Genomic DNA, 23,969 nt, shown 5'->3' on the forward strand with positions numbered 1-23,969 from the left:
AAACGCTACGCACCCGCTAGAAATGCACCAGCTAGGACTAAGAATGACAACTACCCCCCACCCGGACCAGCCGCAGGCGGTGGACTGGGAGCTGCTCCTGGAAACCGCCCGGGCGGCCCTGGCCCACGCCTACGTGCCCTACTCGAAGTATCCGGTAGGCGCCGCGGCGCTTACCGACGACGGCCGGATAGTTTCCGGCTGCAACATCGAAAACGCCTCCTACGGGCTGACACTGTGTGCCGAGTGCTCCATGATCAGCCAGCTGCGCATGACCGGAGGCGGCAGCCTTGCCGCCTTTGCCTGCGTGGATGGATCGGGCAATGTCCTGATGCCGTGCGGCCGCTGCCGGCAGCTGCTGTACGAATTCCGGGCACCCGGGATGCAGTTGATGACCGTAAGCGGCATCCGGAGCATGGACGAAGTCCTGCCGGATGCCTTTGGACCGCAGCACCTTGAAGGGCAGGACAACCAATGAGCGCTGAAAAGTTCGACGCCGTAGACATCATCGGCATCAAGCGGGACCGGGGCACGCTGAGCCCGGAACAGATTGACTGGACGATCGACGCGTACACCCGCGGCGCCATTGCGGATGAGCAGATGGCGGCGCTGAACATGGCCATCCTGCTCAACGGCATGAGCCGGGATGAAATCTCCCGCTGGACCAACGCCATGATCAATTCCGGGGAGCGGATGGACTTCTCCTCCCTGGGCAAGCCGACCTCGGACAAGCACTCCACCGGCGGCGTGGGGGACAAGATCACCCTGCCGCTGGCCCCCCTGGTGGCGGTGTTCGGCATCGCCGTCCCGCAGCTCTCGGGCCGCGGACTGGGCCACACCGGCGGCACCTTGGACAAGCTTGAAGCCATCCCCGGCTGGCAGGCGTCCCTGAGCAACGACGCCCTGATGGCCCAGCTGCGCGACGTCGGCGCGGTCATCTGTGCCGCCGGCGCAGGCCTGGCTCCTGCCGACAAGAAGCTGTACTCGCTGCGTGACGTGACGGGAACGGTGGAAGCGATTCCGCTGATCGCGTCTTCGATCATGAGCAAGAAGATCGCCGAAGGCACCGGCTCGCTGGTGCTCGACGTGAAGGTGGGCAGCGGTGCCTTCATGAAGGACGAGGCCCGTGCCCGCGAACTGGCCGAGACCATGGTTGCCCTGGGTAAGGACGCCGGCGTCAACACGGTGGCCCTGCTGACCGACATGTCCACTCCGCTGGGCCTGACCGCAGGCAACGCCATCGAAGTTCAGGAGTCCGTGGACGTCCTGGCCGGCGGCGGCCCGGAAGACGTCGTCGAGCTCACGCTGGCCCTGGCCCGCGAAATGCTCACGGCCGCCGGGCGGCCCGACGCCGACCCGGAAGCGGCGCTGAAGGACGGCCGGGCAATGGACGTGTGGCGCCGCATGATCTCCGCGCAGGGCGGGGATCCGGACGCAAAGCTGCCCGTGGCCCGGGAATCCGAAACCATCTACGCGCCTGCCGACGGCGTGCTGGTGGAACTGGATGCCCTCTCCGTGGGTGTTGCGGCCTGGCGCCTTGGTGCCGGCCGTGCGCGCAAGGAAGACGCCGTCCAGGCCGGTGCCGGCGTGGTTATGCACGCCAAACCGGGAGCCGTGGTCCGGGCCGGAGAGCCGCTGATGACGCTGCTGACCGACACCCCGGAGAAGTTCGACCGTGCCCGTGAGGCACTCGAGAACGCCGTCGTCGTCGCTCCCGAGGGATCGCGGCCGGCACGGAAGCTGATCATCGACCGGATCAGCTAGGGCTTCGGGGCCTCTTTCCGGTGCCCGGGGGCCCGGGGGTGCCGGGGTGCCGGGCCCTGCGGGTCCCGGAACGGCGGCAACGAAATTCCTTGCTCGCAGAGCTCGCAGGAATATTAAAGCCGCCTTCCTCCGGGACCCTACGGGTCCGGCAGCGGCCGGTGCCTCCGGGACCCTACGGGTCCGGCAGCGGCGGGGCCTCCGGGGCCCTACGGGTCCGGCAGCGGCGGTGTCGCCCGCGGGCCCAGGCCCGGCCGGGGTAGACCCGAAAGTGCCCCTGCAGCGGTTCGCCGCCGGGGGACTGCAGTGTCCGTGGCATGCTTGTAAATGGACTTGGACAGCTAACTCAAGGAGCGGCACCAGTTGGATGTTTTCAGTGCCACTGTGGACGGCATTAACAACTTCATCCTCGCTTCGGCAGGCTCGCCGTGGGTCTACATCGGGCTCTTTGCCTGTTGCCTGATCGACGGATTCTTCCCCCCGGTGCCCAGTGAGTCACTGGTGGTGGCGCTGGCGTCGCTGGCCCTCAGCGGCGCAGGGGTGAACGTGTGGTTGATTATTCCGGCCGCCGCACTGGGTGCCTTCGTGGGCGATAACCTCGCCTACCTGATGGGCCGGGGGATCGGCATCGAACGGTTTGCCTGGATGCGCAGGCCCAAGCTGCAGCGCTCCATCGCCTGGGCCCGCCACGAGCTCGACAAGCGCTCGGTGTCCCTCATCCTTGTGGCGCGGTTCATCCCGGTGGGCCGGGTGGTGGTCAACGTGACCGCCGGTGCCACCGGCTTCCCGCAGCGCCGCTTCATTGCGCTCACCGGCATCTCCGGGATTGTCTGGGCGGCCTACAGTGTGGCCATCGGCTCCATTGCCGGGGCCTGGTTCAACGAACACCACCTGCTCGGCGTCGTCGTTGGCGTCAGCGGCGCGCTGGTCCTGGGCCTGATAGTCGACCGGCTCATCACCATGGTCCGGGGAACGGTGCCGGAGACCCAGCACCAGGTTCCGGACGACATGCCGAAGGCCGACGACGGCGAGAGCTCGCAGAAGGCCGCCTGAAACCCCGTAGAGTTGCCGTGTGACTGAGCCTACAAACCTCCCCTCGAACCGTTCCTTCGACGTACGCAGCCTGCCGAAGGTATCGCTGCATGACCACCTTGACGGTGGCCTCCGTCCGGCCACCATCATTGAGCTGGCTGCCGCCGTCGGTCATTCCCTGCCGGCCACGGACCCGGCGGCGCTGGGGGAGTGGTTCCGTCAATCGGCGGATTCGGGTTCGCTGCCGCGCTACCTCGAAACCTTCGACCACACCATCGCCGTTATGCAGACCCGTGAGGGCCTGATCCGCGTAGCCCGTGAATTCGTCGAGGATCTTGCAGCCGACGGTGTGGTCTACGCGGAGATCCGCTGGGCACCCGAACAGCATGTGCAGGCAGGACTGAGCCTGGACGAAGCCGTGGAAGCGGTTCAGGCAGGCATTGAAGAGGGCGTGGCGAACGCGGAAGCGGCGGGCAGCTTCATCCAGGTGGGCCAGCTGATCACCGCTATGCGGCATGCCGACCGGGCCATGGAGATTGCCGAACTGGCTGTCCGGCACCGCGACTCCGGGGCCGTCGGTTTTGATATTGCCGGGCCGGAAGACGGTTTCCCGCCCGCACGGTTCAAGGATGCCTTCACCTACCTGGCCGAAAACCAGTTCCCGGCGACGGTGCATGCCGGCGAAGCAGCAGGGATCGAGAGCATCGTGGACGCCCTGGTACATGGCCGGGCGCTGCGGCTGGGACACGGCGTGCGGATCGCCGAAGACATTGACGTTGAATTCGAAGACGACGCCATGGCGGATGCCGAAGTGGGCATTGTCAGCATGGGCCGGGTTGCTGGCTGGGTCCGGGACCGCGGCATCGCCCTTGAGGTCTGCCCGTCCTCGAACCTGCAGACCGGCGCCGTCGCCTCCTTCGGTGAGGACATCGAAACGCACCCGATCGACCTGCTCTACCAGACCGGCTTCGCCGTTACGGTCAACACCGACAACCGGCTGATGAGTAACGTAACGCTCACCGGGGAATTTGAACTGCTGATGGACACCTTCGACTACGACCTCGACGATGTCCTGGAACTGACAATGAACGCCGTCAACGCAGCCTTCCTCCCGCTGGACGAGCGTGCCGCGCTGTCCGCATTCGTCACCGAGGGATTCAACCGCGCCCGTGTCTGATCTGGCCCTCCCTGATGATCTCGGCGGGCGGTTCACCCGCCTCGCCGAGGTCATCGGTGCCCTCCGTGAGCGTTGCCCGTGGACCCGGGCCCTGACCCACGAATCCCTGCTCGAGTACCTCGTGGAGGAAACCTACGAGCTCATCGAAGTGGTGGAAGGCGGCACGGCCGGCCCGGAACGCGCCGCCGAACTGCGCGGCGAACTCGGGGATGTGCTGCTGCAGGTGCTGCTCCATGCCCGGCTGCAGCAGGAAGCCGGAAGCTTTTCCGTGGCGGACGTAGTCGATGAGCTGACCGCCAAGATGATCCGCCGCAATCCCCACGTCTTCCGCCCTGACGGGACCCTCCGGGAAGAGGGGGAGGAATCGGATATCGCGGCGATCGAACAGGCCTGGGACGACGCCAAAAAGGCGGAATCCCCGGCCCGGGTCTCCGCTTTCGAAGGGATTCCGGCCGGGTTGCCGGCGCTGCTGCTGGCCGCCAAGACCCTGTCCCGCGCCCAACGCGCAGGCCGTCCGATGCCGCCGCAGACTGTCGGTGGAGATGTGGCCGGAACGGGTTTCGCGGATGAAACCGAGCTCGGGGATGTGCTGTTCTCCTTGGTCCGCCGCGCCTCCGAGCAGGGGCTCGACGCCGAGGCGGCACTTCGCGCGGCGGTCCGCCGGTACACCGGCAAAGACGCACAAAGCTGATTTCCTCGCCCCTTCCGTGCGGTAACTGACCGGTCCGATCCACCCGATTCACCTGCCGGACGTTCCCCGCGGCCGCGATTCTATTAGGCTAAGAAGCAGACACAGGAACCTGCTGTCCCAGCAGGACTGCGGTTTTCTGCCCATTCGTTCCAATGAACAGGAGCAATTCAATGGCCATCATCGATGCCATCCACGCCCGCGAGATCCTCGACTCCCGCGGCAACCCGACCGTTGAGGTGGAGGTGCTGCTCGACGACGACACGTTCGGCCGCGCAGCTGTTCCCTCCGGTGCCTCCACGGGTGCCTTCGAAGCCAACGAACGCCGCGACGGCGAGAAGAACCGCTACCAGGGGAAGGGTGTGCTGCAGGCCGTTGAAGCCGTAATCGACCAGATCCAGCCGGCCCTGCTGGGCTACGATGCCGCGGACCAGCGGGCCATCGACCAGGCCATGATGGATCTGGACGGCACCGAGAACAAGTCCAGCCTGGGTGCCAACGCGATCCTCGGTGTCTCCCTCGCCGTCGCCCGTGCCGCTGCCGAGTCCGCCGCCCTGCCGCTGTACCGCTACCTTGGCGGCCCTAACGCGCACATCCTGCCCGTGCCGCTGATGAACATCCTCAACGGCGGGTCCCACGCGGACTCCGACGTTGATATCCAGGAATTCATGATCGTTCCCCTGGGCGCGCAGACCTACTCCGAGGGCCTCCGCTGGGGCGTTGAGGTCTACCACAACCTCAAGTCCGTACTGAAGGAAAAGAACCTTTCCACCGGCCTGGGCGACGAAGGCGGCTTCGCACCGAACCTGCCCTCCAACCGTGCAGCCCTGGACCTGATCATCGAAGCCATCGAGCGCGCCGGCTACGTACCGGGCAACGACATTGCCCTGGCACTGGACGTGGCAGCGTCGGAGTTCTTCAAGGACGGGGCGTACCTCTTCGAGGGGCAGAACCGGACCGCTGCGGAGATGTCCGCGTACTACGAGGAACTGGTCCGCGACTACCCGCTGGTATCCATCGAGGATCCGCTGGATGAGGAGGACTGGGACGGCTGGAAGACCCTGACGGCGTCCATCGGCGACAAGGTGCAGATCGTCGGTGACGACCTCTTCGTCACCAACCCCACCCGCCTGGAGACCGGCATCAAGAACAACGCCGCCAACTCCCTGCTGGTGAAGGTCAACCAGATCGGCACCCTGACCGAGACCCTGGACGCCATCACCATGGCCCAGCGTGCCGGCTACACCACCATCACGTCCCACCGCTCGGGTGAGACCGAAGACACCACCATCGCGGACATCTGCGTTGCCACCAACGCCGGCCAGATCAAGACCGGTGCGCCGGCCCGCTCGGAGCGCGTAGCCAAGTACAACCAGCTGCTGCGCATCGAAGAGGAACTGGACGACGCCGCACGCTACGCCGGGCGCAGCGCCTTCCCGCGTTTCAACCCCGGCCAGTAGCCGGACCGCTGTAACTGTGCCGTCGTAACCCCAACGCCTACACACCCGGTGAATCCGGGTGTGTAGGCGTTGCGGAACGGCTGCGGAACACCACGGGTGGGTAACCTCATAGGAGGGGACCCGCCCGCGGTGGTTCCGGGACGGGTTTACCCCGCGTTTTCGACGGCTGCCCTGCCGCCGGCACCGAGTTCTGCAGCACGTAGTTCAGCACTGACAAAAAACAGCACTGATAAAAAACAGCACCAATCAAGACAGGAACGGCATGTCAACCCGACGCCCCAAGGTGCCCAGGCCCGCGGCCCCCGTAAATCCGGCCCCCGTAAACCCGGCGGGGCCGAAAGCGAGTGGGCCGAAAGCAAGTGGGGCGAAAGCAGGCGGGACCAAACCTGCCGCGTCAAAGCCGGCTGCCGTGAGGCCGTCGTCAGCGAAGGCTGCTGCTCCCAAGAGTGCCGCTCCCAAGGCTGCTGCGCCGAAGGCTGCCGTTCCCAAGGCCACGGCGTTCAAGTCTGCCGCGCCTAAGTCTGCCGCGCCTAAGTCTGCCGGGGCGGGCGAGCGTTCCCGGAAACTGTCGGCGTCGGACGCCCGTGCCGCCGTGCGGTCCCAGCTCTCCGGCGGCATCCGGCGTCAGGCCGACCCGGCACCGGAAAATTCCACCCCGGAGCCGGAAACCCAGGACGAGCTGCTGCCGGTACCTGCCAAGGCGTTCTCCGGCAGGCTGCTGGTGCTCGCCATGGTGATGGTCGCTATCACGGTCCTTCTGGCTCCGTCGGTGCGGACCTACCTCCAGCAGCGCTCGGACATTGCGGTGACCAAGTCGGAAATCGCCGAGGCCCGCGCCACCCAGGCCGAACTGGAGGTCCAGCTGGGCCGATGGGAAGATCCGGCCTACGTCAAGCAGCAGGCCCGTGACCGTATTTTCCTGGTGATGCCGGGGGAGAAGCGGTACCTGGTCAAGGGCGAAAACGGCCTGGAAGAAGCAGAGCAGCTGGCAGCCGAAGAAGAGCCGGAGGACCTGCAGTGGGTTGATTCGCTCTGGGACTCGGTCAAGAAATCCGCCACGGCACAGTAATCTGGAGGCTGATAGAAGTAGCAGCCCGGGGCCTCAACGGTCCCCACGGAAGGAACCTCCTGCATGACCCAGGACCAGCTTGCCCCCACCCAGGAAGACCTGGAAACCCTGAGCAGGCAGCTTGGCCGCCCGGTGCGCGACGTCGTTGAAATCGGCGCCCGCTGTGTCTGCGGCAACCCCCTGGTGGCCACCACCGCTCCCCGCCTGAGCAACGGGATCCCGTTTCCCACCACGTACTACCTGACGCATCCGGTCATCACCGCGGCCGTCTCCCGGCTGGAAGCAGCCGGACTGATGACCGACATGACCCGGCGGCTGGAGGAGGACCCGGACCTGGCGCAGCGCTACCGCACTGCCCACGAACATTACCTCCAGGTCCGCAATGAAATCGGAGAGCGCACCGGAACCGGGCCCGTTCCGGAAATCGACGGTGTCTCCGCCGGCGGAATGCCTACCCGGGTAAAGTGCCTGCACGTGCTGGTCGGCCACTCCCTGGCCGCAGGTCCCGGCGTCAATCCGCTGGGCGACGAAGCGCTGGCCGCCATCGAGCAATGGTGGACAACCGACCGCTGCTACTGCGAAGGTGCTTGGGATACAGCCGCTCCCGCCCCGGAGCGGGACCTCAGCCGCCACACCAGGACACAGGGCCTGAGCCCGGAAGAACTTGAAAGCAAGAAGGCTGCCCGCCGGCAGGGCAGCGAAGCAGCGGAACAGACTGCGACCAACGAGGGGGAACTGTGACAGGCCAGGAAGACAGCCGCGCTGAGAGCATGCGGGTTGCAGCCATCGACTGCGGCACCAACTCCATCCGTCTGCTCATTGCGGACGTGAGCCGGGACGGACAGGGCGTGGCGCAGCTGACCGACGTCGTCCGCCTTATGCGCGTGAACCGGCTGGGACAGGGCGTGGACGCCACCGGAAGGCTGGCCCCGGAAGCGCTGGAACGCACCTTTGCCGCCGCTGACGAGTACGCGGACCTGATCCGCCGGCACGGCGCGTCCCGGGTCCGGTTCGTAGCCACCTCCGCCAGCCGCGACGCGGAAAACCGGCAGGAATTCGTGGACGGCATCCGCGCCCGGCTCGGGGTCGAACCCGAGGTCATCAGCGGGGACGAGGAAGCCGCGCTGTCCTTCGCCGGTGCAGCCAGCGTCTTCGCAGGCGGAAACGGCGCCAAGACACTCGTAGTGGATCTTGGCGGCGGCAGCACCGAGTTTGTGCTCGGTGACGGCAGCGGCGTCCTTGCGGCCAAAAGCACCAACATGGGCTGCGTGCGCTTTACCGAACGGTACCTGCTCTCCGATCCGCCCACCGAGGCGGAAATTGCGGCGGCACGGGCGGACATCCTGGACATGATCGCCTCCGCCCTCGCCACCGTGCCGCTGGCCCGGGCCGACCGGCTGGTGGGTGTGGCCGGAACGATTACCACCGTCACGGCCGCCGCGCTGGGCCTGAGCGAGTACTCGCCCGACGCGATCCACGGCACCGAACTGAGCAGGGAGCAGATTGACGACGCAGCCGACGCGCTGCTGCGCCGGAACCGTGCCGCGCGGGCGGCCCTGCCGTACATGCATCCGGGCCGGGTGGACGTGATCGGTGCCGGCGCCCTGATCTGGCGCACCATCGTGGACCGCGTGGACGAACTGACGGACGGCCGTGTAGTCACGGCCTTCGCCAGCGAACACGACATCCTTGACGGCATTGCGCTGAGCGCATGAGCCCGATGGGAACCGGCCCCGGCCGACGCCGGGGCGGCGCAGCACGCCTTCGAACCGCCGCAGCCGCGCTCTGTGCCGCCGTGGCGCTGCCGCTTCTGGCACCCGTCCCCGCCTACGCCGATGAATGGCGGGACAAGCAGTACTGGCTGGCCGATTACGGGGTCATTGATGCCTGGAAAACCACCAAGGGTGCGGGGGTGAAGGTAGCCGTCATCGATACCGGTGTGGACGCCAGCCACCCCGATCTTGCCGGTGTGGTCACCGGCGGCGTGGACGTGTCCGGAGCAGGAGATCCCAAGGGCGCCAAGGGCCTGGGCAGCACGCCGGAGCACGGCACACTCGTGGCCACGCTGCTTGCCGGACGGGGGCACGAGAAGCCCAACGACGATAAGGGCGATAAGGGCGATAAGGGTGCCAAGGAGGACAAGCCCGCGGAAGACAAACCCGCCGACCGTCCCGACGGCATCATCGGGGTTGCCCCGGAGGCCGAAATCCTCGCTGTGTCGACCTGGATCGGCGGGACCAATCCCGGCGGTGTACCGATCGACCAACAAATCCCCAACGCCGTCCGCTGGGCCGTAAACAACGGCGCCAAGGTCATCAACATGTCCCTGGGCAGCACCTCCACCGCCTGGCCGGAGAGCTGGGACGACGCGTTCCTCTACGCCGAGCAGAATGACGTGGTGATTGTCGCGGCTGCCGGCAACCGCGAAGGAGGCATGGTCCAGGTGGGCGCACCCGCCACCATCCCCGGAGTCCTGACCGTGGCGGGCCTGAACCGGCAGGGTGAGGCCAGCTGGGACTCGTCCTCGGAAGGCATCAGCATCGGCGTGGCCGCTCCGTCCGAAAAGCTGGTCGGCGGGCTGCCCGAGGGGACCAGCCGGTATGCCGGGTGGGAAGGCACTTCCGGTGCCGCACCGCTCGTCTCCGGAGTCGCCGCGCTGATCCGGTCGGCGCACCCGGAAATGAGTGCGGCGGAGGTGGTCAACCGGATCGTCCGCACTGCCCGCGACGCCGGGGCCCCGGGTGTGGACACCATTTACGGCTACGGAATCCTGGACGCCAACGCGGCAGTTAATGCCGATGTTCCTTCCGTCACCAGCAACCCGCTGGGCACCATTGCGGAGTGGATCCGGGTGCACCGGCGCGTGACGGACGTATCGCCAGGTGCGGCCGACATTCCGGCCCCCACTGTTCCGGACCTGCCGGAGCCGGCCGTCCCGGTGGCGCAGGAGCCGGCCGCGGAGAAGGACAACCTGCCCGCCGTCGTCGTGCTCGGTTTCAGTGCGCTCCTGGTGCTCGTGCTGGTGGGCGGCACCGTCCATGTCAGCCGGGTAAGGCGCCGCGGGACAGCTGCAGGAGATCCCGAAAACACCACCACCGGATCCCTGGACGAAGCCGGGGTCCGGTAGCAAACCGCCGGCTGAGCTGTTTGTCAAATGGTTCGTGAAGACTTTCACAAACTCAGGTAGGATTGGGTCATGGCATCGAACAAGCAGTTTTCTGATCGTCCCCGCGTTCTGGTGGTCGGCGGTGGTTACGTCGGTCTGTACGTGGCCAAAGACCTCCAGAAGAAGGTAAGGGAACAGGGCGGCATCGTTACGGTAGTGGATCCGCTGCCGTACATGACCTACCAGCCTTTCCTCCCCGAGGTTGCCGCAGGCACCATTGAAGCCCGCGACGCCGTAGTGTCCCACCGCATGCACCTCAAGAACACCGAGCTGATCACCGGCAAGGTCACGTCCATCAACCATGCCGCGCGTACCGCGACGATCGAGCCGGGCGACGGCAGCGAGCCGTTTGAGCTGCCCTACCAGGACGTTGTCCTGGCGGCCGGCTCAATCACCCGCACCTTCCCGATCCCCGGACTCGCCGAGGCCGGCATCGGTATGAAGAGCATCGAAGAAGCAATGGCCACCCGCAACCACGTGCTTGAGCGCATTGAAACCGCATCGCTCATGCCCGCTGGCCCGGAACGTGAACGCGCTCTGACGTTCGTCGTCGTCGGCGGCGGCTTTGCCGGCATCGAAACCCTGACCGAGCTTGAGGACATGGCCCGCGACGCCGTCCGCATCAATGACCGGCTGCGCCGCGAAGACCTCCGCTTCGTCCTGATCGAAGCCATGGGCCGGGTAATGCCCGAGGTCAAGCCGGACCAGGCCGAGTGGGTTGTCTCCAGCATGCGTGAGCGCGGCATCGAGGTTCTGCTGAACACCTCGCTGGCGTCCGCCGAAGACGGCGTCCTGAAGCTGATCAACATGGCTGACAAGTCCCCGGCCGGCGAGTTCGGTGCGGACACCCTGATCTGGACTGCCGGTGTGCAGGCCAACCCGATGGTCCGTGCCACCGACTTCCCGATCGACGACCGCGGCCGCGTCCGCGCCAACGCCGAACTGCGCATCACCGGCGACGACGGCCCCCTCGAGGGTGCCTGGGCCGCCGGCGACGTCTCCGCTGTTCCGGATCTTTCCGGCGGCGGCGTAGGCGGCTTCTGCGTCCCGAACGCACAGCACGCTGTCCGCCAGGCCAAGCTGCTGGCCAAGAACATCATGGCCGCCCGCTACGGCGTTGGCAGCGTTGAAGAGTACAACCACAAGAGCCTCGGCGCTGTTGCCGGCCTGGGCCAGTACAAGGGTGTTGCCAACATCATGGGCTTCGGCCTGAAGGGCTTCCCGGCCTGGCTGGCACACCGTGGCTACCACGGCATGGCCATGCCGATGTTCGAGCGCAAGTTCCGCGTCATCGCGGGCTGGCTCCTGAATGTCAGCTACGGCCGCGACCTGACGTCCCTGCGCAACCTGGAAGACCCGCGCCGCGGCTTCGAGGAAGCCGCAGCGCCGGCCAAGAAGCCGGCCGTGAAGGCCTAGTCTTCGCCCCAGGTTCGTAAACGACGACGGCGGTCCTCCTGCAGGAGGGCCGCCGTCTTCGTGTGCATCAAGGTGTTTCCAGTAGGCTTGGAAGGCACTTACAGAGCCCCAGTAGCCCAATTGGCAGAGGCAACCGACTTAAAATCGGTGTGTTGTCGGTTCGAGTCCGACCTGGGGTACCAAAAGAAACCGGTGGTTCCTGCCGGTTTAGCCGTGTTTCAGCAGCGTGTATCAGCAGTGCGTATTAGCCGCGTGCCGAACGGCGGTTGCGGTGCCGCAGCAGCAGCCCCCCGGCCAGCAGGCCCAGGATGACAATTGCGGCAGCAGCGGGAAGCACCATGTCCGAGCCGGCCCGTTCTTCGTCCGGTGTGGCTGTGGAGGACGGTGAGGGGCTGGCCGTGCGGCTTGGGCTCTGTGACGGCGTGTTGGCAGGGGTTGACCTGCTTTCGCCGGTGTTTCCCGCGGTGCCGGGCGTTGCCGGGGCAGTGGACGGCGCCGGGTCAGCTGTCGGGGTCGGAGCGGGATCCGGATTGGCCGGCGGCACCGGAACCGGCACCGGGACGGCCGGAACCGCTTCCGAATAGTGGCCGGTGGCAGGATCGTAATGGCTTTCACCCGGGTTGTAGCCTTCAACGCAGACCTCCACCCCGTAGGAGACGGCGGGAATAAAGCCCGGTCCGCACTCCAGCGCCTGTGCGCTGCCAGCGTTCCCCAGCAGGAGCAGGCCTGCGAGCGGCAGTGCGGAAGCGGCAGCGGATAGCCGTAATGCGTGCATTGTTTTCCCCCAAATAAGTGTTCTACCGCCATCGTATAGGCCGTAGGTCGACTTCCCGGCAAGGGCACAAACATCGAAATGTGACGAGCGTTACAAGGCTGTAACCGCAGGCTCTTATATTCGTCACAATGTTCCACTAGCTTTTCTTCTAATCAGGAACACCTGGTAATTGCATCAAAGGCACCCGCCTTTCGATCGGGGAGATAACTTTTATGACTGCACTACGCACTGCCGGCGGACTGGGCCAGGGCACGGCATACGCCCGTACCGCCAAAATCGCCGCTCTAGGACTGGGGCTGGCACTGTTTGCCAGCGGCTGCAGCGGCGGCGGGGATTCGTCCGCCGAAGACACCTCGGGAGCCGGGGAGACCGAAACCGCAGCATCCGGACTGTCCTGCCCCGAGAACGAAGGCGGCAAGGGTGAGGATCCGGGTGCCAAGGGGGACGTCGCGGCTGTTCCCGCTTCCACGGGAACCACTGACGTTCCCCTGAAGATCGGGTCCCTGCTGCCGACCACCGGCGAACTTGCCTTCCTCGGCCCGCCCGAAATTGCAGGCGTCAACTACGCCATCGAGCAGGTGAACGAGGCAGGCGGCGTCCTGGGGAAGCCCGTGGAGGTCATTCACCGCGACTCGGGCGACACCACCACGGACATTGCCACCCAGTCGGTCACGGACCTGCTCAGCCAGGATGTGAGCGCCATTGTCGGTGCGGCATCCTCCGGCGTTTCCAAGACCGTCATCGGGCAGATCACCGGAGCCGGCGTCATCCAGTTCTCCCCGGCCAACACCTCGCCGGACTTCACCGACTGGGATGACAACGGACTCTTCTGGCGCACCGCTCCGTCCGATGTGCTCCAGGGCCGTACCCTGGGCAACTACATCATGAGCTGCGGCGCCCAGACCGTCGGCATGATCGTCCTCAACGATGCCTACGGCACCGGCCTGCAGAGCAACGTTACGAGCAGTGTTGAGGCAGCCGGCGGGCAGGTTGTCATCTCCGAAATGTTCAACGAAGGCGATTCCCAGTTCAGCAGCCAGGTCGACGCCGTGGCTGCCGCGGATCCGGACGCCATTGTGGTCATCAGCTTCGCGCAGGCCAAGAGCATCGTGCCGCTGCTGACCGCAAAGGGCGTGGACGCCTCGCAGCTGTTCTTCGTGGACGGCAATACCTCGGACTACAGCAAGGACCTGGAAGCCGGAACGCTTGAAGGTGCCCAGGGCACCATCCCCGGCCCGTTCGCCTCGGACAACTTCAAGGAGTCCCTGCTGGAGATCGACCCCGCGCTGAAGGACTGGTCCTACGCCGGTGAAAGCTATGACGCAGTCACCATGCTGGCACTGGCTGCTGAGGCCGCCGGTTCCACCGACGGCCAGGCAATGGCCGCACAGCTGCAGGGTGTTTCCGCAGAAGGCGAGAAGTGCTTCGACTTCGCCGGCTGTGTGACCATCCTGCGCAACGGCGGCGACATTGATTACGACGGCTATTCCGGGCCGGTGACGTTCGATGAGAACGGCGACCCGACGGAAGCGTTCATCGGCATCTACCAGTACGACGCCGAGAACAAGCCGGTGCCGAGCCGCTCCGAAGAGGGCAAGCTCTAACCGTCCCGTACAACCGGCGCTCGCACGGAGCGCCAACAGAACAGCCCCCGCCGGTACCGGCGGGGGCTGTTCTGTTCTCCTGCTGCGGGGGAGGCGCGGGTTGTGCCAGGCCTGCGGAGCGCAGGCGTGCTAGGCGTCCGCCAGTGTGCCGAGGTAGAGCTGGATGACCTTCGGGTCCTTCATCAGCTCGCGCCCCGTCCCCGTGTAGGCGTCGCGGCCCTGGTCAAGCACGTAGGCGCGGTCGCAGATCTGCAGGCAGCGCCGCGCGTTCTGTTCGACCATAATCACCGAAACCCCGGCCCGGTTGATCTCGTGGACGCGGAGGAACGCCTCATCCTGTTTGACGGGGGAGAGGCCGGCCGAAGGCTCGTCCAGCAGCAGCACGGCAGGTTCCATCATCAGTGCCCGGCCCATCGCCACCATCTGGCGCTCACCGCCGGACAGCGAACCGGCCCGCTGTGCCCGCCGCTTGTGCAGCTCGGGGAACAGATCGGCCACGAACTCGAACCGTTCCTTGAACCGTTTAGGCGCCTGGTACAGGCCCATCTGCAGGTTCTCTTCAATGGTGAGGGACGCAAAGACATTGTTGTTCTGCGGCACGAATCCCACGCCGCGGCTGACCAGCTTGTTGGCCTTCAGTCCGGTGAGGTCCTGTCCGCGGACCACCACGGTTCCCGAGTGCACCTTCACCAGCCCGAACATGGCCTTGAGCAGCGTCGACTTGCCTGCGCCGTTGGGTCCAATGATGCCGATCAGCTCTCCGCGGCGGGCCTCGATGCTGCACCCGTTGAGAATGTTGACCCCGGGGATGTAGCCCGCCACGAGGTCGGTCACCTTGACGACTGAGTCGCCTTCGAATGCATCGGCAGTCATGCCTGGTCCTTCCGCTCGTTGATCCGCCCGCCGACCACGCCGTCAGGTTCCGTACCCACCGAGGATTCGGCGTCGTGCTCCAACTCCGCTTCCAGCTTTTCGAAGCCCGCAGAGTCACCCAGGTCCACATCATGGTGCGCACCCAGGTAGGCGTCGATGACGGCCTGGTCCTTCATGACCTCGCTGGGCGGGCCTTCGGCGACGACCTTGCCTTCGGCCATCACCACGACCCAGTCGGCGATGTGCCGGACCATGTGCATGTCGTGCTCCACGAACAAGACGGTCATGCCTTCGGCCTTGAGGTTCTTGATGTGGTCCAGCAGCGACTGCGTCAACGCTGGATTCACGCCGGCCATGGGCTCATCGAGCATCACCAGCTTGGGACGGACCATCAGTGCGCGGGCCATCTCCAGCAGCTTGCGCTGGCCACCCGAAAGGGAGGCGGCGTAGTCGCTGCGCTTGGTGTCCAGCTTGAACTTGGCCAGCAGGACGTCCGCCTGCTCGGTGATCTCCCGCTCCCGTGCGCGCCACAGGGGAGGCAGGAAGGCCCGCCACAGGGATTCACCGGGCTGGGAGGCAGCCCCCAGCCGCATGTTCTCGATGACCGTGAGCTTGCCCATGACCTTCGTCAGCTGGAAGGTACGGACCATGCCCAGGCGTGCCACCTTGTAGGCGGACATTCCTGCCAGGTCGTGGCCCTCGAACTGCCATTCGCCGGACTGCGGGGTATCGAATCCGGTGAGCAGGTTGAACAACGTGGTCTTGCCGGCACCGTTGGGTCCGATGAGGGCGGTGATCTTGTGCCGCGGGATTTCCACGTGGGCGACGTCGACGGCGTTGATGCCGCCGTAGGTCCTGGTGACGTTCTTGGCCACCAGGATGGGATCCCGCTTCCGACAGCCGGGGCCGACGTCGCCCGCCGCAATGGGCCGGGTGTCGGTCATGAACTCGTTGCTGCCGTCGCCGGGTTCGGGAGCGACAGTTGTGGCTGTGGTGGCAGGTTCGGCGGCGTGTGCCCCGCCGGCGCGGACCCTCGCCCGCGGCTGGTCTGACTGGGAACTCATGCGAACGCCAGCTCCTTCTTATTGCCCAGGATGCCCTGGGGCCTGAAGATCATTAGCAGCATCAGTGCCACACCCACCAGGATGTAGCGGATCTGTCCTGCCTGCGAAGTGGAAATGAAAGTGATGTACCCGGCTTCGATGGCGCCGTACAGCACGCCCTGGGTCACGGAGAGCAGCACCCAGAAAATCATGGAACCGAGTACCGGCCCGAGCACCGTGGACATGCCGCCCAGAAGCAGGGCGGTGTAGAGGTAGAAGGTCAGTTCCGTACCGTAGTTGGCCGGCTGTACTGCCCCTCGGGGGAGAGTGAAGACGATGCCCGCGAGGGAGCCGAGGACACCGCCGATGACCAGCGCCTGCATCTTGTACGCGTAGACGTTTTTGCCAAGGGCGCGGACGGCGTTTTCATCCTCCCGGATGCCCTTCACGACCCGGCCCCACGGGCTGCGCACCAGCAGCCAGACCAGGAAGCAGGCGCCGATGACCAGTGCCCAGGCGACGAGCCGGACCCAGACGTCGCGTTCGTTCATGGCAAACGGACCCAGGTCGTAACTGCCGGAGGGAATCGGGTTCAGGTCGTAGAAGCTGCCGGTGAAGGCTGCGAGGCCGTTGGCGGAACCGGTGATCGGCGTCATGCTGTTGGTGGTCACCACGTACCTGATGATTTCGGCCGCGGCGATGGTCACGATGGCCAGATAATCGGCGCGTAGGCGCAGCGTCGGGATGCCGAGGATGACGGCGAACACCACTGAACCGAGCAGCGCTATCAGCAGAGCCAGGGGCAGGGGTGCATTGAAGGACAGGATCGGAATGGCGAAGCCGTACGCGCCCACGGCCATGAAGCCGGCCTGGCCGAAGTTCAGCAGTCCGGTATAGCCGAAGTGGACGGCAAGCCCCAGGGCCGCCAGTGCGTACGCCGCCGTGGTGGGGCTGATGATCTCGTTGAGTGCGCCGAGAAGAATGTTCGAGAAATCCATGAGGGGCCCCTAACCAATGCGCTCGCGGCGGCCCAGGATCCCCTGGGGACGGACAAGCAGGACAAGAATCATGATGACCAGCGCGCCCACGTATTTCAGGTCCGCCTCCAGCCAGAGAGTGGAGATTTCCACAAAGAGCCCCACAATCACGGAACCGATCAGGGCGCCGAAGACGGTGCCGAGACCGCCGAGGGTGACGCCGGCAAAGATGAGGAGCAGGATCTGCTGGCCCATGTTGAAGGACACACCGGGGCGGTAGTACGCCCAGAGGATGCCGCCCAGGGCCGCGAGTGCGCCGCCGACCACCCAGACGAGCCGGATGACCCGGTCCACGTCGATGCCGGAAGCGGCGGCCAGCGCCGGGTTGTCGGAAACGGCCCGGGTGGCCTTGCCGATCCGGGTGCGCAGCAGGAGGAGGGCCACGACGAGGATGACGGCCAGGCTGACCACGAGCGAGATCAGGGTGTTCTGCGGAATGGAGACCGGCCCGAGTTCCAGGGTGGGACTCTGTGCCCCGGGCAGCTGCTGGGTGCCGCCGCCCAGGAAGAACAGCACGGTGTACCGGACGGAGACGGCGAGGCCGATGCTGATGATCATCATCGGGATCAGGCCGGTGCCGCGCCGCCGCAGCGGCTTCCACAGCCCGGCGTCCTGGACGTAGCCGAAGGCCGCGCCGCCGACGACGGCCAGCGGGATGGCCACCCAGGTGGGCATCCCCAATGCGGCAAAACCAAAGGTCAGGACGGCGCCCATGGTGACCATCTCGCCGTGCGCAAAGTTCGTCAGGCCGGTGGTGCCGAAGATCAGGGACAGGCCCACCGCGCTCAGGGCAAGCAGCAGGCCGAAACTCAGTCCGGCCACCGCCCGCTCCGTGATGGCGGAGGCCAGGCTCTCCTGCTGTACGACGATTCCTTCGCCAAGCAGGAAGAGCGTGGTGATGTTGGAGGTGCCGGCGAAGGTCACGGTGCGGGGATTCTGCTGTCCCTCCGCCAGGGCGACGTCGTCCGGCAGCGTGGATTCGTCCAGCTCCACTTCGTAGGCGCCCTGTTCGGGAACGCCGATGGACCAGGATCCGTTGGCTCCGGTCTCCGCCTCACCTTCATATCCGTTGCCGGTGGCGGTGATTTTGACCCCTTCAAGGGGTGTGCCCTCGTTCTTGACGACGCCGCTGATCCGGTCGCGGTATTCCGACCCGTCCGTGGGGCCGGGGCTGGTGGCGGACGAGGTGGCGTCCGGTGTGGCTGTGGTTGCGGAAGCGGCAGGGGCTGCGAGCAGCAGGGCGGCAAACATTGCCGCCACGGCCGCCAGCATCCCCAGATACCGGGTCAGCGCCGATGTTCTTACCAAGTTTTGAAACCTCCACGCAGGGCTGCGAAACCGAAGATGCGGCGCGCAGGCGGGCAGATGTGACACGGGTCACCGATTGGGGAACATGCTACCTACTGAATGTTTCAGGCAGTGACGTTTGTCCCGGCACGCATGTCGCGATCGCGTAACGACTTTGTTGCCGGGACCGCAAGGCGGCGGGCCCTGTGGAGGACGCTCGTGTACCGAACCGTGACCCACGGGCGCGGATTTCCGGGAATCCGCAGCCCGCCGTCGTCGTTGTACTTGGTAGGCTGGGCTGAAACAGCCCCCCAGATGGAGGACAGATTCAATGGCACTTGGCGGAAATCCGGTTTTCAACGGAAAGAACTTCCGTTCCCAGACCCGCGGCGGCACCGCCACGGGTTCACTGGCAACAGACAACAGCTACATGACCCCGCAGCAGCTGCAGGATCTTTACTCGGCGCCGTCGGCCAAGCCCTCGGACATGGGCCGCATGACTTACGACGACGTCATCATGAAGACCGTCTTCTGCCTGGCCATGGTTCTGGTGGGTGCCGCGGTCCCCACCTTCATCCTTCCGGGCATGGGTGGCGGGCTGATGATCCTGGGCGCCCTGGGCGGCTTCGTCCTGGGCCTGGTGAACTCCTTCAAGCGTGAGCCGGTTCCTGCACTGATCCTGGCTTACGCCTTCCTTGAAGGCATGTTCCTCGGCGGTCTCACCGCTGTCCTGGACAACGCGTACCCGGGCGTCGGCCTGCAGGCAGTGCTGGGCACCCTGGCAGTCTTCGGCGTCACCCTCGTGCTGTTCCGCAGCGGCAAGGTGCGCGCCACCCCCAAGGCCATCCGCTTCTTTATGATCGCCATCATCGGCTACGCCGTGTTCTCGCTGCTGAACGTGGGCCTGATGATCTTCGGCGGCGTGCAGGATCCGTGGGGCCTGCGCGGAAGCGTGGAAATCTTCGGCATCCCGCTGGGCGTATTCATCGGGGTCCTGGCCATCGGCCTGGCAGCGTTCTCGCTGATCATGGACTTCACGTCCATCGAACAGGGCGTCAAGGCGGGCACCCCGGAGCGCTACTCCTGGACCGCAGCCTTCGGTCTGACCGTCACCCTGGTGTGGCTGTACGTGGAGATTATCCGTCTCCTCTCGATCCTCCGGGGCAACGACTAATCGGCGAGAACTCCGCAGCGGTGACTTAACGACTCCGCAGCAGTACTTCTGGGAAGGACCGCAGGCACACCGCCTGCGGTCCTTCCGCTGTTTGGGCTGCGGTGAATCCTCATACGGCCGCGCACTCTGTGCACCTTCCGCCCGGCGACGTAGCATGGCGGCAGGTGCCGCCTGGAAGGAGTTTTCGTGGCCCATCGGCAGTCTGTAGTCGAGGAGCTCATTGATGTCCTGCTGGCCGGAACGGAACCGGCCGTCTTCCTTGCGGAAGCTGCCGGCATCGCGGCCGGACGGCTCGGCCTCGCCGCTCCCGCAGGCTGTTCGATCGCCGTTGACCGCAGCCGCCGGCCGCGCCTGACGGTCCGGACCCCGGGACTTCCCGCCACGCTGGGCGAGGCGGAGTACGGGCCGGGAAGCCCGGGCGGCACGGTGCTGGGCGGCGGTCCCGACGTCGTGGTGCCGGACCTTGCTGCGGACCGGCGTTGGACCAACATGACCGGGGGAGCCGGCAACGGAATCCGGTCCCTTGCGGCCGTTGCCCTCCCGCTGGCGGGGGGCCGGGGAGTCCTCAGCTGCTATTCGGCACGGGTCCACGCGTTCGCGCCGGGCGCCGACGAAGTCCGTGCCGTCGCGGCAGCACTCGCCAAGGCCGTGCGGGTGGCCCTGCTGATCGATACCCAGGCCAACCGTGCCGCGAACCTCCAGGCAGCGTTGGAATCCCGGACCGTAGTGGACCTGGCGGCAGGCATCATCATGGGGCAGAACGGCTGCAGCCAGCAGGCAGCGGTCGACATCCTCCGCAGCGTTTCAAACAGCCGCAACATCAAGATCCGGAACGTCGCAGCCGGAGTCGTGGCATCCGTCAGCGACCGGGTAAGCACCCATTTCGATGAGTGACACACGGCGGCCGACGGGAAGCACACGGGTAACATAAGTGGACATGAACCTCACCGGCAGCGAACCAGCCCCTCCGGCCACCGGCACGCAGTATGAAATCAGCAACGGCGGCGCCCGCGCCGTAATCGGGACCCTGGCCGGCGCGCTGCGGCGCTACACCCTGGACGGGGTGGACCTGGTGCAGACCTACCCGGACAGTGCCATACCGCCTTTGGCCAACGGGATGCTGCTGGCACCCTGGCCCAACCGGACGGAGGATGGGCGCTGGATCCTGGACGGAGAAACCCAGCAGCTGGACATCACCGAACCCTCCCGCGGGCATGCCAGCCACGGGCTGCTGCGCAACACCGGCTACACCCTCCGGGAGCAGGTTCCGTCTGCGGTGGAACTGAGCGCGGAAATCTTCCCGCAGCACGGGTATCCATTCCACCTTCTGCACCGCGCCCGGTACACCCTGGACGACGCCGGCGGGTTGCGCGTGCACCAAAGCCTGACCAACTTAGGGACCGCGGCCGCTCCCGTTGCCCTCGGCGCCCATCCGTTCCTGCGCCTTGGCGAGGTGCCGACCGGGGACCTGGTTCTGACGGTGGCGGCGGATACCGTACTCACTGCTGACGACCGCCTTATTCCGAACGGCAGGCAGGAGCCAACCGGTTCCGCAGACCTTCGTGCGGGAGTGCGGGTGGGCGGACTGGACCTCAACAGCGCGTATACGGACCTGGCCTTCAGTGCTGCTGAGCCGGGCACGTACCGGCATACCCTCACAGCTCCGGACGGCCGCACGGTCAGTCTCTGGACGGGACCTGAATGCGGCTACGTCCACGTCTTCGTGACGGACAAATTCCCCGGCCAGGCGTGCGCCGTGGCGCTGGAACCGATGACCGCCCCGGCCAATGCCCTGAACTCGGGGGAGGGACTGGCCTGGCTGCAGCCGGGACAGGATTTTTCCGCCCGATGGGGCATCCGGGCGGAGCTGGACCCGGTCAGCGGTAACAGCAGGGGATAGGCACGTAAAGACGGGTCCGGGACCGGCCCGGTGTGGAAAGATGGCCCCATGAAACCCCACGTACGCCGCACCGCGGCGCCCCGTGCGTTGCAGGCGGCCGCGGCGAACTCCAGCCGGAACAATGACGAGGTCCCCTTCGCCCTCCGGGTAAGCGCCGCCTGGGCCTGGCGCCTCGGTGTTGTCCTGATCGTTGGCGCCGGGCTCATCTGGATACTCAGCCACTTCTCGCTGCTGATCATTCCGCTGATGATTGCGGCCCTGCTGGCGGGCCTGCTGTCACCTGTGGCGAACTGGCTGCGGCGGAACCGGCTGCCCCGCGGCCTCTCGGTGGCAGTCACCATCGTGACCTTCCTCGGCGTCATCGCCGCAGCCCTGACCCTGGTGGGACGGCAGCTTGCCCTCGGGTTCCAGGATCTTTGGGGAGAGACACTGCAAGGGGTCCGCCAGGTCCAGGGGTGGCTCTCCTCCGGCCCCCTGAACGTCACGGCCGGCGACCTTGACTCCCTGCTGAATGAAGCCACCACCACTCTGCAGGACAACTCGGCCAATATCCTGTCCGGTGCCTTGAGCGTGGGCAGCAGCGCCGGCCACTTTGCGGCCGGGATCCTGCTGACCCTGTTCGCCCTGGTCTTCTTCCTGCTGGACGGCCGGCGGATCTGGGAGTTCACCTCCGGCCTGCTGCCGCGCCGGGCACGTCCGGCCGCTTATGGTGCCGGCATCCACGGCTGGGAGTCCATGGTCAACTATGTGCGGGTACAGGTGGTGGTCGCGCTCATCGACGCCATCGGCATCGGCGGCGGAGCAGCCCTCATCGGTGTGCCGCTGGCGCTGCCCCTGGGCGTCCTGGTTTTCCTGGGGTCCTTCGTTCCCCTCGTAGGTGCCTTTGTCACCGGCTTCGTGGCCGTCCTGCTGGCGCTGGTGGCTAACGGTGCGGTCAATGCGCTGATCATGCTGGGCATCGTCCTGCTGGTGCAGCAGCTGGAATCCCATATCCTCCAGCCGCTGGTCATGGGCAGGGCAGTGTCCCTCCACCCGCTCGCCGTTATTCTGGCCGTCACCGGCGGCACTCTCGCCGCCGGCATTGCCGGAGCCCTGTTCTCCGTCCCGCTGCTGGCGATCCTCAACACGATGGTCCGCTACATTGCCGCCCGCGGCTGGGAAGACGATCCGGCCATGGACGAGGACGGGAACGGGGATGAGGACGACGCCGGGACCGACGACAGTCCCGGCGCGGAGGAATCGCCGGCGGCAGGGGAAGGGAAGCGCCCATGACCGATCTGGCCAACCTGCCTGTCACCCTGGACGATATCCGGGCGGCCGCGAAACTCCTCGACGGCGTCATAGCCCACACCCCCATCGAGATGTCCCGGGCGCTGGCCCGCGAGACCGGGTCCCCGGTCTATCTGAAGTGTGAAAATCTGCAGCGGGCCGGTTCCTTCAAGGTCCGCGGAGCCTATGTCCGCATGGCCAAGCTGTCGCCCGCAGACAAGGCCCGCGGAGTAGTGGCGGCCTCCGCCGGGAACCACGCCCAGGGCGTGGCCGTGGCGGCGGCACGGCTGGGCATTGCCGCCCGGATCTACATGCCGCTGGGCGTTGCGCTGCCCAAGCTGGCCGCCACCAGGGGCCACGGAGCGGAGGTCATCCTGCACGGCCACAGCGTCGATGACGCCCTGGCCGAAGCCCAGGCATACGCCGACCAGACGGGCGCGGTGTTTGTGCATCCATTCGACAACGTGGACGTCGTGGCCGGGCAGGGGACCGTCGGACTGGAGCTGCTGGACCAGATCCCCGACCTGGACACCGTGCTGATGGGAGTGGGCGGCGGCGGACTGCTGGCCGGCGTCGCCGTTGCACTGAAGTCCCGCGCCCGGGAACTTGGCCGGGACATCCGGATCATCGGCGTCCAGGCCGAAAATGCGGCGTCCTACCCGCCGTCGCTCGCTGCTGATGCCCTGGTGCCGCTGACGCGGGTCACCACCATCGCGGACGGCATCGCCGTCGGGCGGCCGGGGCAGCTGCCGTTCTCCATCATCCGGGAGCTTGTGGACGATGTGGTGACCGTCAGCGAGGACTCCCTGGCCCGGGCACTCATATTCCTTCTGGAGCGCGCCAAAATGGTCGTGGAACCGGCAGGCGCCGTGGGAGTGGCCGCCCTGATGGACGGGAAGATTGAAAGTCCCGGGACGACCGCAGTGATCCTCTCCGGCGGCAACATCGATCCGATGCTGATGCTGAAGGTGATCCAGCGGGGACTGGCCGCCGCGGGCCGCTACCTGGTGGTCCGTATCCTCCTCGATGACCGGCCCGGATCACTGGCGACCATCTCGCGGATCATTGCGGAATCGGATGCTAACGTCACGGGCGTGGACCACACCAGGGTTGGAGGATCCATCAGCATGGGAGACGTTGCTATCAGCATCAACATGGAAACCAAGGGCCACGAACACTGCGAACTGGTGCTGAAGAACCTGCGGGCCGAAGGTTTCCAGCCCGTCGTGCTGCCGGGTTAA

22 protein-coding genes and 1 tRNA gene are annotated in these 23,969 nt (G+C 66.2%); 18 read left to right on the forward strand and 5 right to left on the reverse strand.

Going from position 1 to position 23,969, the window contains the following annotated elements; genetic code table 11:
* Positions 1-43: 43 nt before the first annotated feature.
* The 12 genes from QNO10_RS03745 (at position 44) to QNO10_RS03800 (ending at position 11,948) form a co-directional block, all read left to right on the forward strand.
* Positions 44-475 (forward strand): cytidine deaminase, encoded by a 432-nt coding sequence (locus tag QNO10_RS03745; protein WP_229949589.1) that lies wholly within the window; start codon positions 44-46, stop codon positions 473-475.
* The gene (locus QNO10_RS03750; RefSeq protein WP_229949591.1) at positions 472-1,761 is read left to right on the forward strand and encodes a thymidine phosphorylase; all 1,290 of its coding nucleotides are present in this window, start codon (positions 472-474) and stop codon (positions 1,759-1,761) included. Before QNO10_RS03745 ends, QNO10_RS03750 begins: the two co-directional genes overlap by 4 nt.
* Before the next feature lie 381 nt (positions 1,762-2,142).
* A complete protein-coding gene (locus QNO10_RS03755) occupies positions 2,143-2,811 on the forward strand; it encodes a DedA family protein (RefSeq protein ID WP_229949785.1) in 669 nt (222 codons plus the stop codon).
* A 19-nt stretch (positions 2,812-2,830) separates the two neighbouring features.
* Positions 2,831-3,967, forward strand: a complete 1,137-nt coding sequence (locus tag QNO10_RS03760; protein ID WP_229949593.1) for an adenosine deaminase — start codon at positions 2,831-2,833, stop codon at positions 3,965-3,967.
* Positions 3,960-4,658 carry a MazG nucleotide pyrophosphohydrolase domain-containing protein gene (locus QNO10_RS03765; protein ID WP_229949596.1) on the forward strand — a complete coding sequence of 233 codons (699 nt, stop codon included), beginning with the start codon at positions 3,960-3,962 and terminating at the stop codon, positions 4,656-4,658. Before QNO10_RS03760 ends, QNO10_RS03765 begins: the two co-directional genes overlap by 8 nt.
* A 170-nt stretch (positions 4,659-4,828) precedes the next feature.
* Positions 4,829-6,115 (forward strand): phosphopyruvate hydratase, encoded by a 1,287-nt coding sequence (gene eno / locus QNO10_RS03770; RefSeq protein ID WP_229949598.1) that lies wholly within the window; start codon positions 4,829-4,831, stop codon positions 6,113-6,115.
* A 409-nt stretch (positions 6,116-6,524) separates the two neighbouring features.
* The gene (locus tag QNO10_RS03775) at positions 6,525-7,184 is read left to right on the forward strand and encodes an FtsB family cell division protein (protein WP_229949600.1); all 660 of its coding nucleotides are present in this window, start codon (positions 6,525-6,527) and stop codon (positions 7,182-7,184) included.
* Positions 7,185-7,247: 63 nt separating this feature from the next.
* Positions 7,248-7,925 carry a DUF501 domain-containing protein gene (locus QNO10_RS03780; RefSeq protein ID WP_229949602.1) on the forward strand — a complete coding sequence of 226 codons (678 nt, stop codon included), beginning with the start codon at positions 7,248-7,250 and terminating at the stop codon, positions 7,923-7,925.
* Between the two features lie 29 nt (positions 7,926-7,954).
* On the forward strand, positions 7,955-8,899 hold the full coding sequence (locus QNO10_RS03785; RefSeq protein WP_229949787.1) for a Ppx/GppA phosphatase family protein: 945 nt from the start codon (positions 7,955-7,957) through the stop codon (positions 8,897-8,899).
* On the forward strand, positions 8,896-10,311 hold the full coding sequence (locus tag QNO10_RS03790) for a S8 family serine peptidase (RefSeq protein WP_229949604.1): 1,416 nt from the start codon (positions 8,896-8,898) through the stop codon (positions 10,309-10,311). Before QNO10_RS03785 ends, QNO10_RS03790 begins: the two co-directional genes overlap by 4 nt.
* A gap of 69 nt (positions 10,312-10,380) precedes the next feature.
* Positions 10,381-11,766, forward strand: a complete 1,386-nt coding sequence (locus tag QNO10_RS03795; protein WP_229949606.1) for an NAD(P)/FAD-dependent oxidoreductase — start codon at positions 10,381-10,383, stop codon at positions 11,764-11,766.
* 105 nt (positions 11,767-11,871) lie between these two features.
* Positions 11,872-11,948: transfer RNA gene (locus QNO10_RS03800), tRNA-Leu, on the forward strand.
* Positions 11,949-12,010: 62 nt separating this feature from the next.
* On the opposite strand, the gene QNO10_RS03805 is transcribed toward QNO10_RS03800, so the two are convergent.
* On the reverse strand, positions 12,011-12,541 hold the full coding sequence (locus QNO10_RS03805; RefSeq protein WP_229949608.1) for a hypothetical protein: 531 nt from the start codon (positions 12,539-12,541) through the stop codon (positions 12,011-12,013).
* Between the two features lie 212 nt (positions 12,542-12,753).
* On the opposite strand from QNO10_RS03805, the gene QNO10_RS03810 reads away from it, so the two are divergent.
* Positions 12,754-14,145, forward strand: a complete 1,392-nt coding sequence (locus tag QNO10_RS03810; protein ID WP_229949610.1) for an ABC transporter substrate-binding protein — start codon at positions 12,754-12,756, stop codon at positions 14,143-14,145.
* Positions 14,146-14,274: 129 nt separating this feature from the next.
* Here the strand turns inward: QNO10_RS03810 and QNO10_RS03815 are convergent, their stop codons facing one another.
* The 4 genes from QNO10_RS03815 to QNO10_RS03830 all read right to left on the reverse strand — a co-directional run bounded on the left by QNO10_RS03815 (position 14,275) and on the right by QNO10_RS03830 (position 18,370).
* Positions 14,275-15,018, reverse strand: coding sequence for an ABC transporter ATP-binding protein (locus tag QNO10_RS03815; protein ID WP_229949612.1), 744 nt, complete (start codon positions 15,016-15,018; stop codon positions 14,275-14,277).
* Positions 15,015-15,962 (reverse strand): ABC transporter ATP-binding protein, encoded by a 948-nt coding sequence (locus tag QNO10_RS03820; protein ID WP_229949790.1) that lies wholly within the window; start codon positions 15,960-15,962, stop codon positions 15,015-15,017. The genes QNO10_RS03815 and QNO10_RS03820 overlap by 4 nt, the downstream gene beginning before the upstream one ends.
* Positions 15,963-16,078: 116 nt before the next feature.
* Positions 16,079-17,059, reverse strand: a complete 981-nt coding sequence (locus QNO10_RS03825; RefSeq protein ID WP_229949614.1) for a branched-chain amino acid ABC transporter permease — start codon at positions 17,057-17,059, stop codon at positions 16,079-16,081.
* A gap of 9 nt (positions 17,060-17,068) precedes the next feature.
* Positions 17,069-18,370 (reverse strand): branched-chain amino acid ABC transporter permease, encoded by a 1,302-nt coding sequence (locus QNO10_RS03830; RefSeq protein WP_229949792.1) that lies wholly within the window; start codon positions 18,368-18,370, stop codon positions 17,069-17,071.
* A 346-nt stretch (positions 18,371-18,716) separates the two neighbouring features.
* Here QNO10_RS03830 and QNO10_RS03835 point away from each other — a divergent pair, with 346 nt between their 5' ends.
* The 5 genes from QNO10_RS03835 to ilvA all read left to right on the forward strand — a co-directional run bounded on the left by QNO10_RS03835 (position 18,717) and on the right by ilvA (position 23,969).
* The gene (locus QNO10_RS03835) at positions 18,717-19,559 is read left to right on the forward strand and encodes a Bax inhibitor-1/YccA family protein (protein WP_229949616.1); all 843 of its coding nucleotides are present in this window, start codon (positions 18,717-18,719) and stop codon (positions 19,557-19,559) included.
* Positions 19,560-19,745: 186 nt separating this feature from the next.
* Positions 19,746-20,453 (forward strand): ANTAR domain-containing protein, encoded by a 708-nt coding sequence (locus QNO10_RS03840; RefSeq protein WP_229949618.1) that lies wholly within the window; start codon positions 19,746-19,748, stop codon positions 20,451-20,453.
* A 43-nt stretch (positions 20,454-20,496) separates the two neighbouring features.
* Entirely contained in the window at positions 20,497-21,459 is a 963-nt protein-coding gene (locus QNO10_RS03845) for an aldose 1-epimerase family protein (RefSeq protein ID WP_229949619.1), read from the forward strand.
* 48 nt (positions 21,460-21,507) lie between these two features.
* A complete protein-coding gene (locus QNO10_RS03850; RefSeq protein WP_229949621.1) occupies positions 21,508-22,731 on the forward strand; it encodes an AI-2E family transporter in 1,224 nt (407 codons plus the stop codon).
* Entirely contained in the window at positions 22,728-23,969 is a 1,242-nt protein-coding gene (gene ilvA / locus QNO10_RS03855; protein ID WP_229949624.1) for a threonine ammonia-lyase, read from the forward strand. Before QNO10_RS03850 ends, ilvA begins: the two co-directional genes overlap by 4 nt.

Source organism: Arthrobacter sp. zg-Y919, assembly GCF_030142045.1.
In the GTDB taxonomy this organism is placed as follows: Bacteria; Actinomycetota; Actinomycetes; order Actinomycetales; family Micrococcaceae; genus Arthrobacter_B.

Excerpts from the sequence above, each read along its gene's own strand:
- QNO10_RS03745 (WP_229949589.1), top strand. The coding sequence starts at position 44 with ATGACAACTACCCCCCACCCGGACCAGCCGCAGGCGGTGGACTGGGAG.
- QNO10_RS03750 (WP_229949591.1), top strand. The coding sequence starts at position 472 with ATGAGCGCTGAAAAGTTCGACGCCGTAGACATCATCGGCATCAAGCGG.
- eno (WP_229949598.1), top strand. The coding sequence starts at position 4,829 with ATGGCCATCATCGATGCCATCCACGCCCGCGAGATCCTCGACTCCCGC.
- QNO10_RS03780 (WP_229949602.1), top strand. The coding sequence starts at position 7,248 with ATGACCCAGGACCAGCTTGCCCCCACCCAGGAAGACCTGGAAACCCTG.
- QNO10_RS03785 (WP_229949787.1), top strand. The coding sequence starts at position 7,955 with ATGCGGGTTGCAGCCATCGACTGCGGCACCAACTCCATCCGTCTGCTC.
- QNO10_RS03790 (WP_229949604.1), top strand. The coding sequence starts at position 8,896 with ATGAGCCCGATGGGAACCGGCCCCGGCCGACGCCGGGGCGGCGCAGCA.
- QNO10_RS03795 (WP_229949606.1), top strand. The coding sequence starts at position 10,381 with ATGGCATCGAACAAGCAGTTTTCTGATCGTCCCCGCGTTCTGGTGGTC.
- QNO10_RS03805 (WP_229949608.1), bottom strand. The coding sequence starts at position 12,541 with ATGCACGCATTACGGCTATCCGCTGCCGCTTCCGCACTGCCGCTCGCA.
- QNO10_RS03810 (WP_229949610.1), top strand. The coding sequence starts at position 12,754 with ATGACTGCACTACGCACTGCCGGCGGACTGGGCCAGGGCACGGCATAC.
- QNO10_RS03815 (WP_229949612.1), bottom strand. The coding sequence starts at position 15,018 with ATGACTGCCGATGCATTCGAAGGCGACTCAGTCGTCAAGGTGACCGAC.
- QNO10_RS03820 (WP_229949790.1), bottom strand. The coding sequence starts at position 15,962 with ATGACCGACACCCGGCCCATTGCGGCGGGCGACGTCGGCCCCGGCTGT.
- QNO10_RS03825 (WP_229949614.1), bottom strand. The coding sequence starts at position 17,059 with ATGGATTTCTCGAACATTCTTCTCGGCGCACTCAACGAGATCATCAGC.
- QNO10_RS03830 (WP_229949792.1), bottom strand. The coding sequence starts at position 18,370 with ATGCTGGCGGCCGTGGCGGCAATGTTTGCCGCCCTGCTGCTCGCAGCC.
- QNO10_RS03835 (WP_229949616.1), top strand. The coding sequence starts at position 18,717 with ATGGCACTTGGCGGAAATCCGGTTTTCAACGGAAAGAACTTCCGTTCC.
- QNO10_RS03845 (WP_229949619.1), top strand. The coding sequence starts at position 20,497 with ATGAACCTCACCGGCAGCGAACCAGCCCCTCCGGCCACCGGCACGCAG.
- QNO10_RS03850 (WP_229949621.1), top strand. The coding sequence starts at position 21,508 with ATGAAACCCCACGTACGCCGCACCGCGGCGCCCCGTGCGTTGCAGGCG.
- ilvA (WP_229949624.1), top strand. The coding sequence starts at position 22,728 with ATGACCGATCTGGCCAACCTGCCTGTCACCCTGGACGATATCCGGGCG.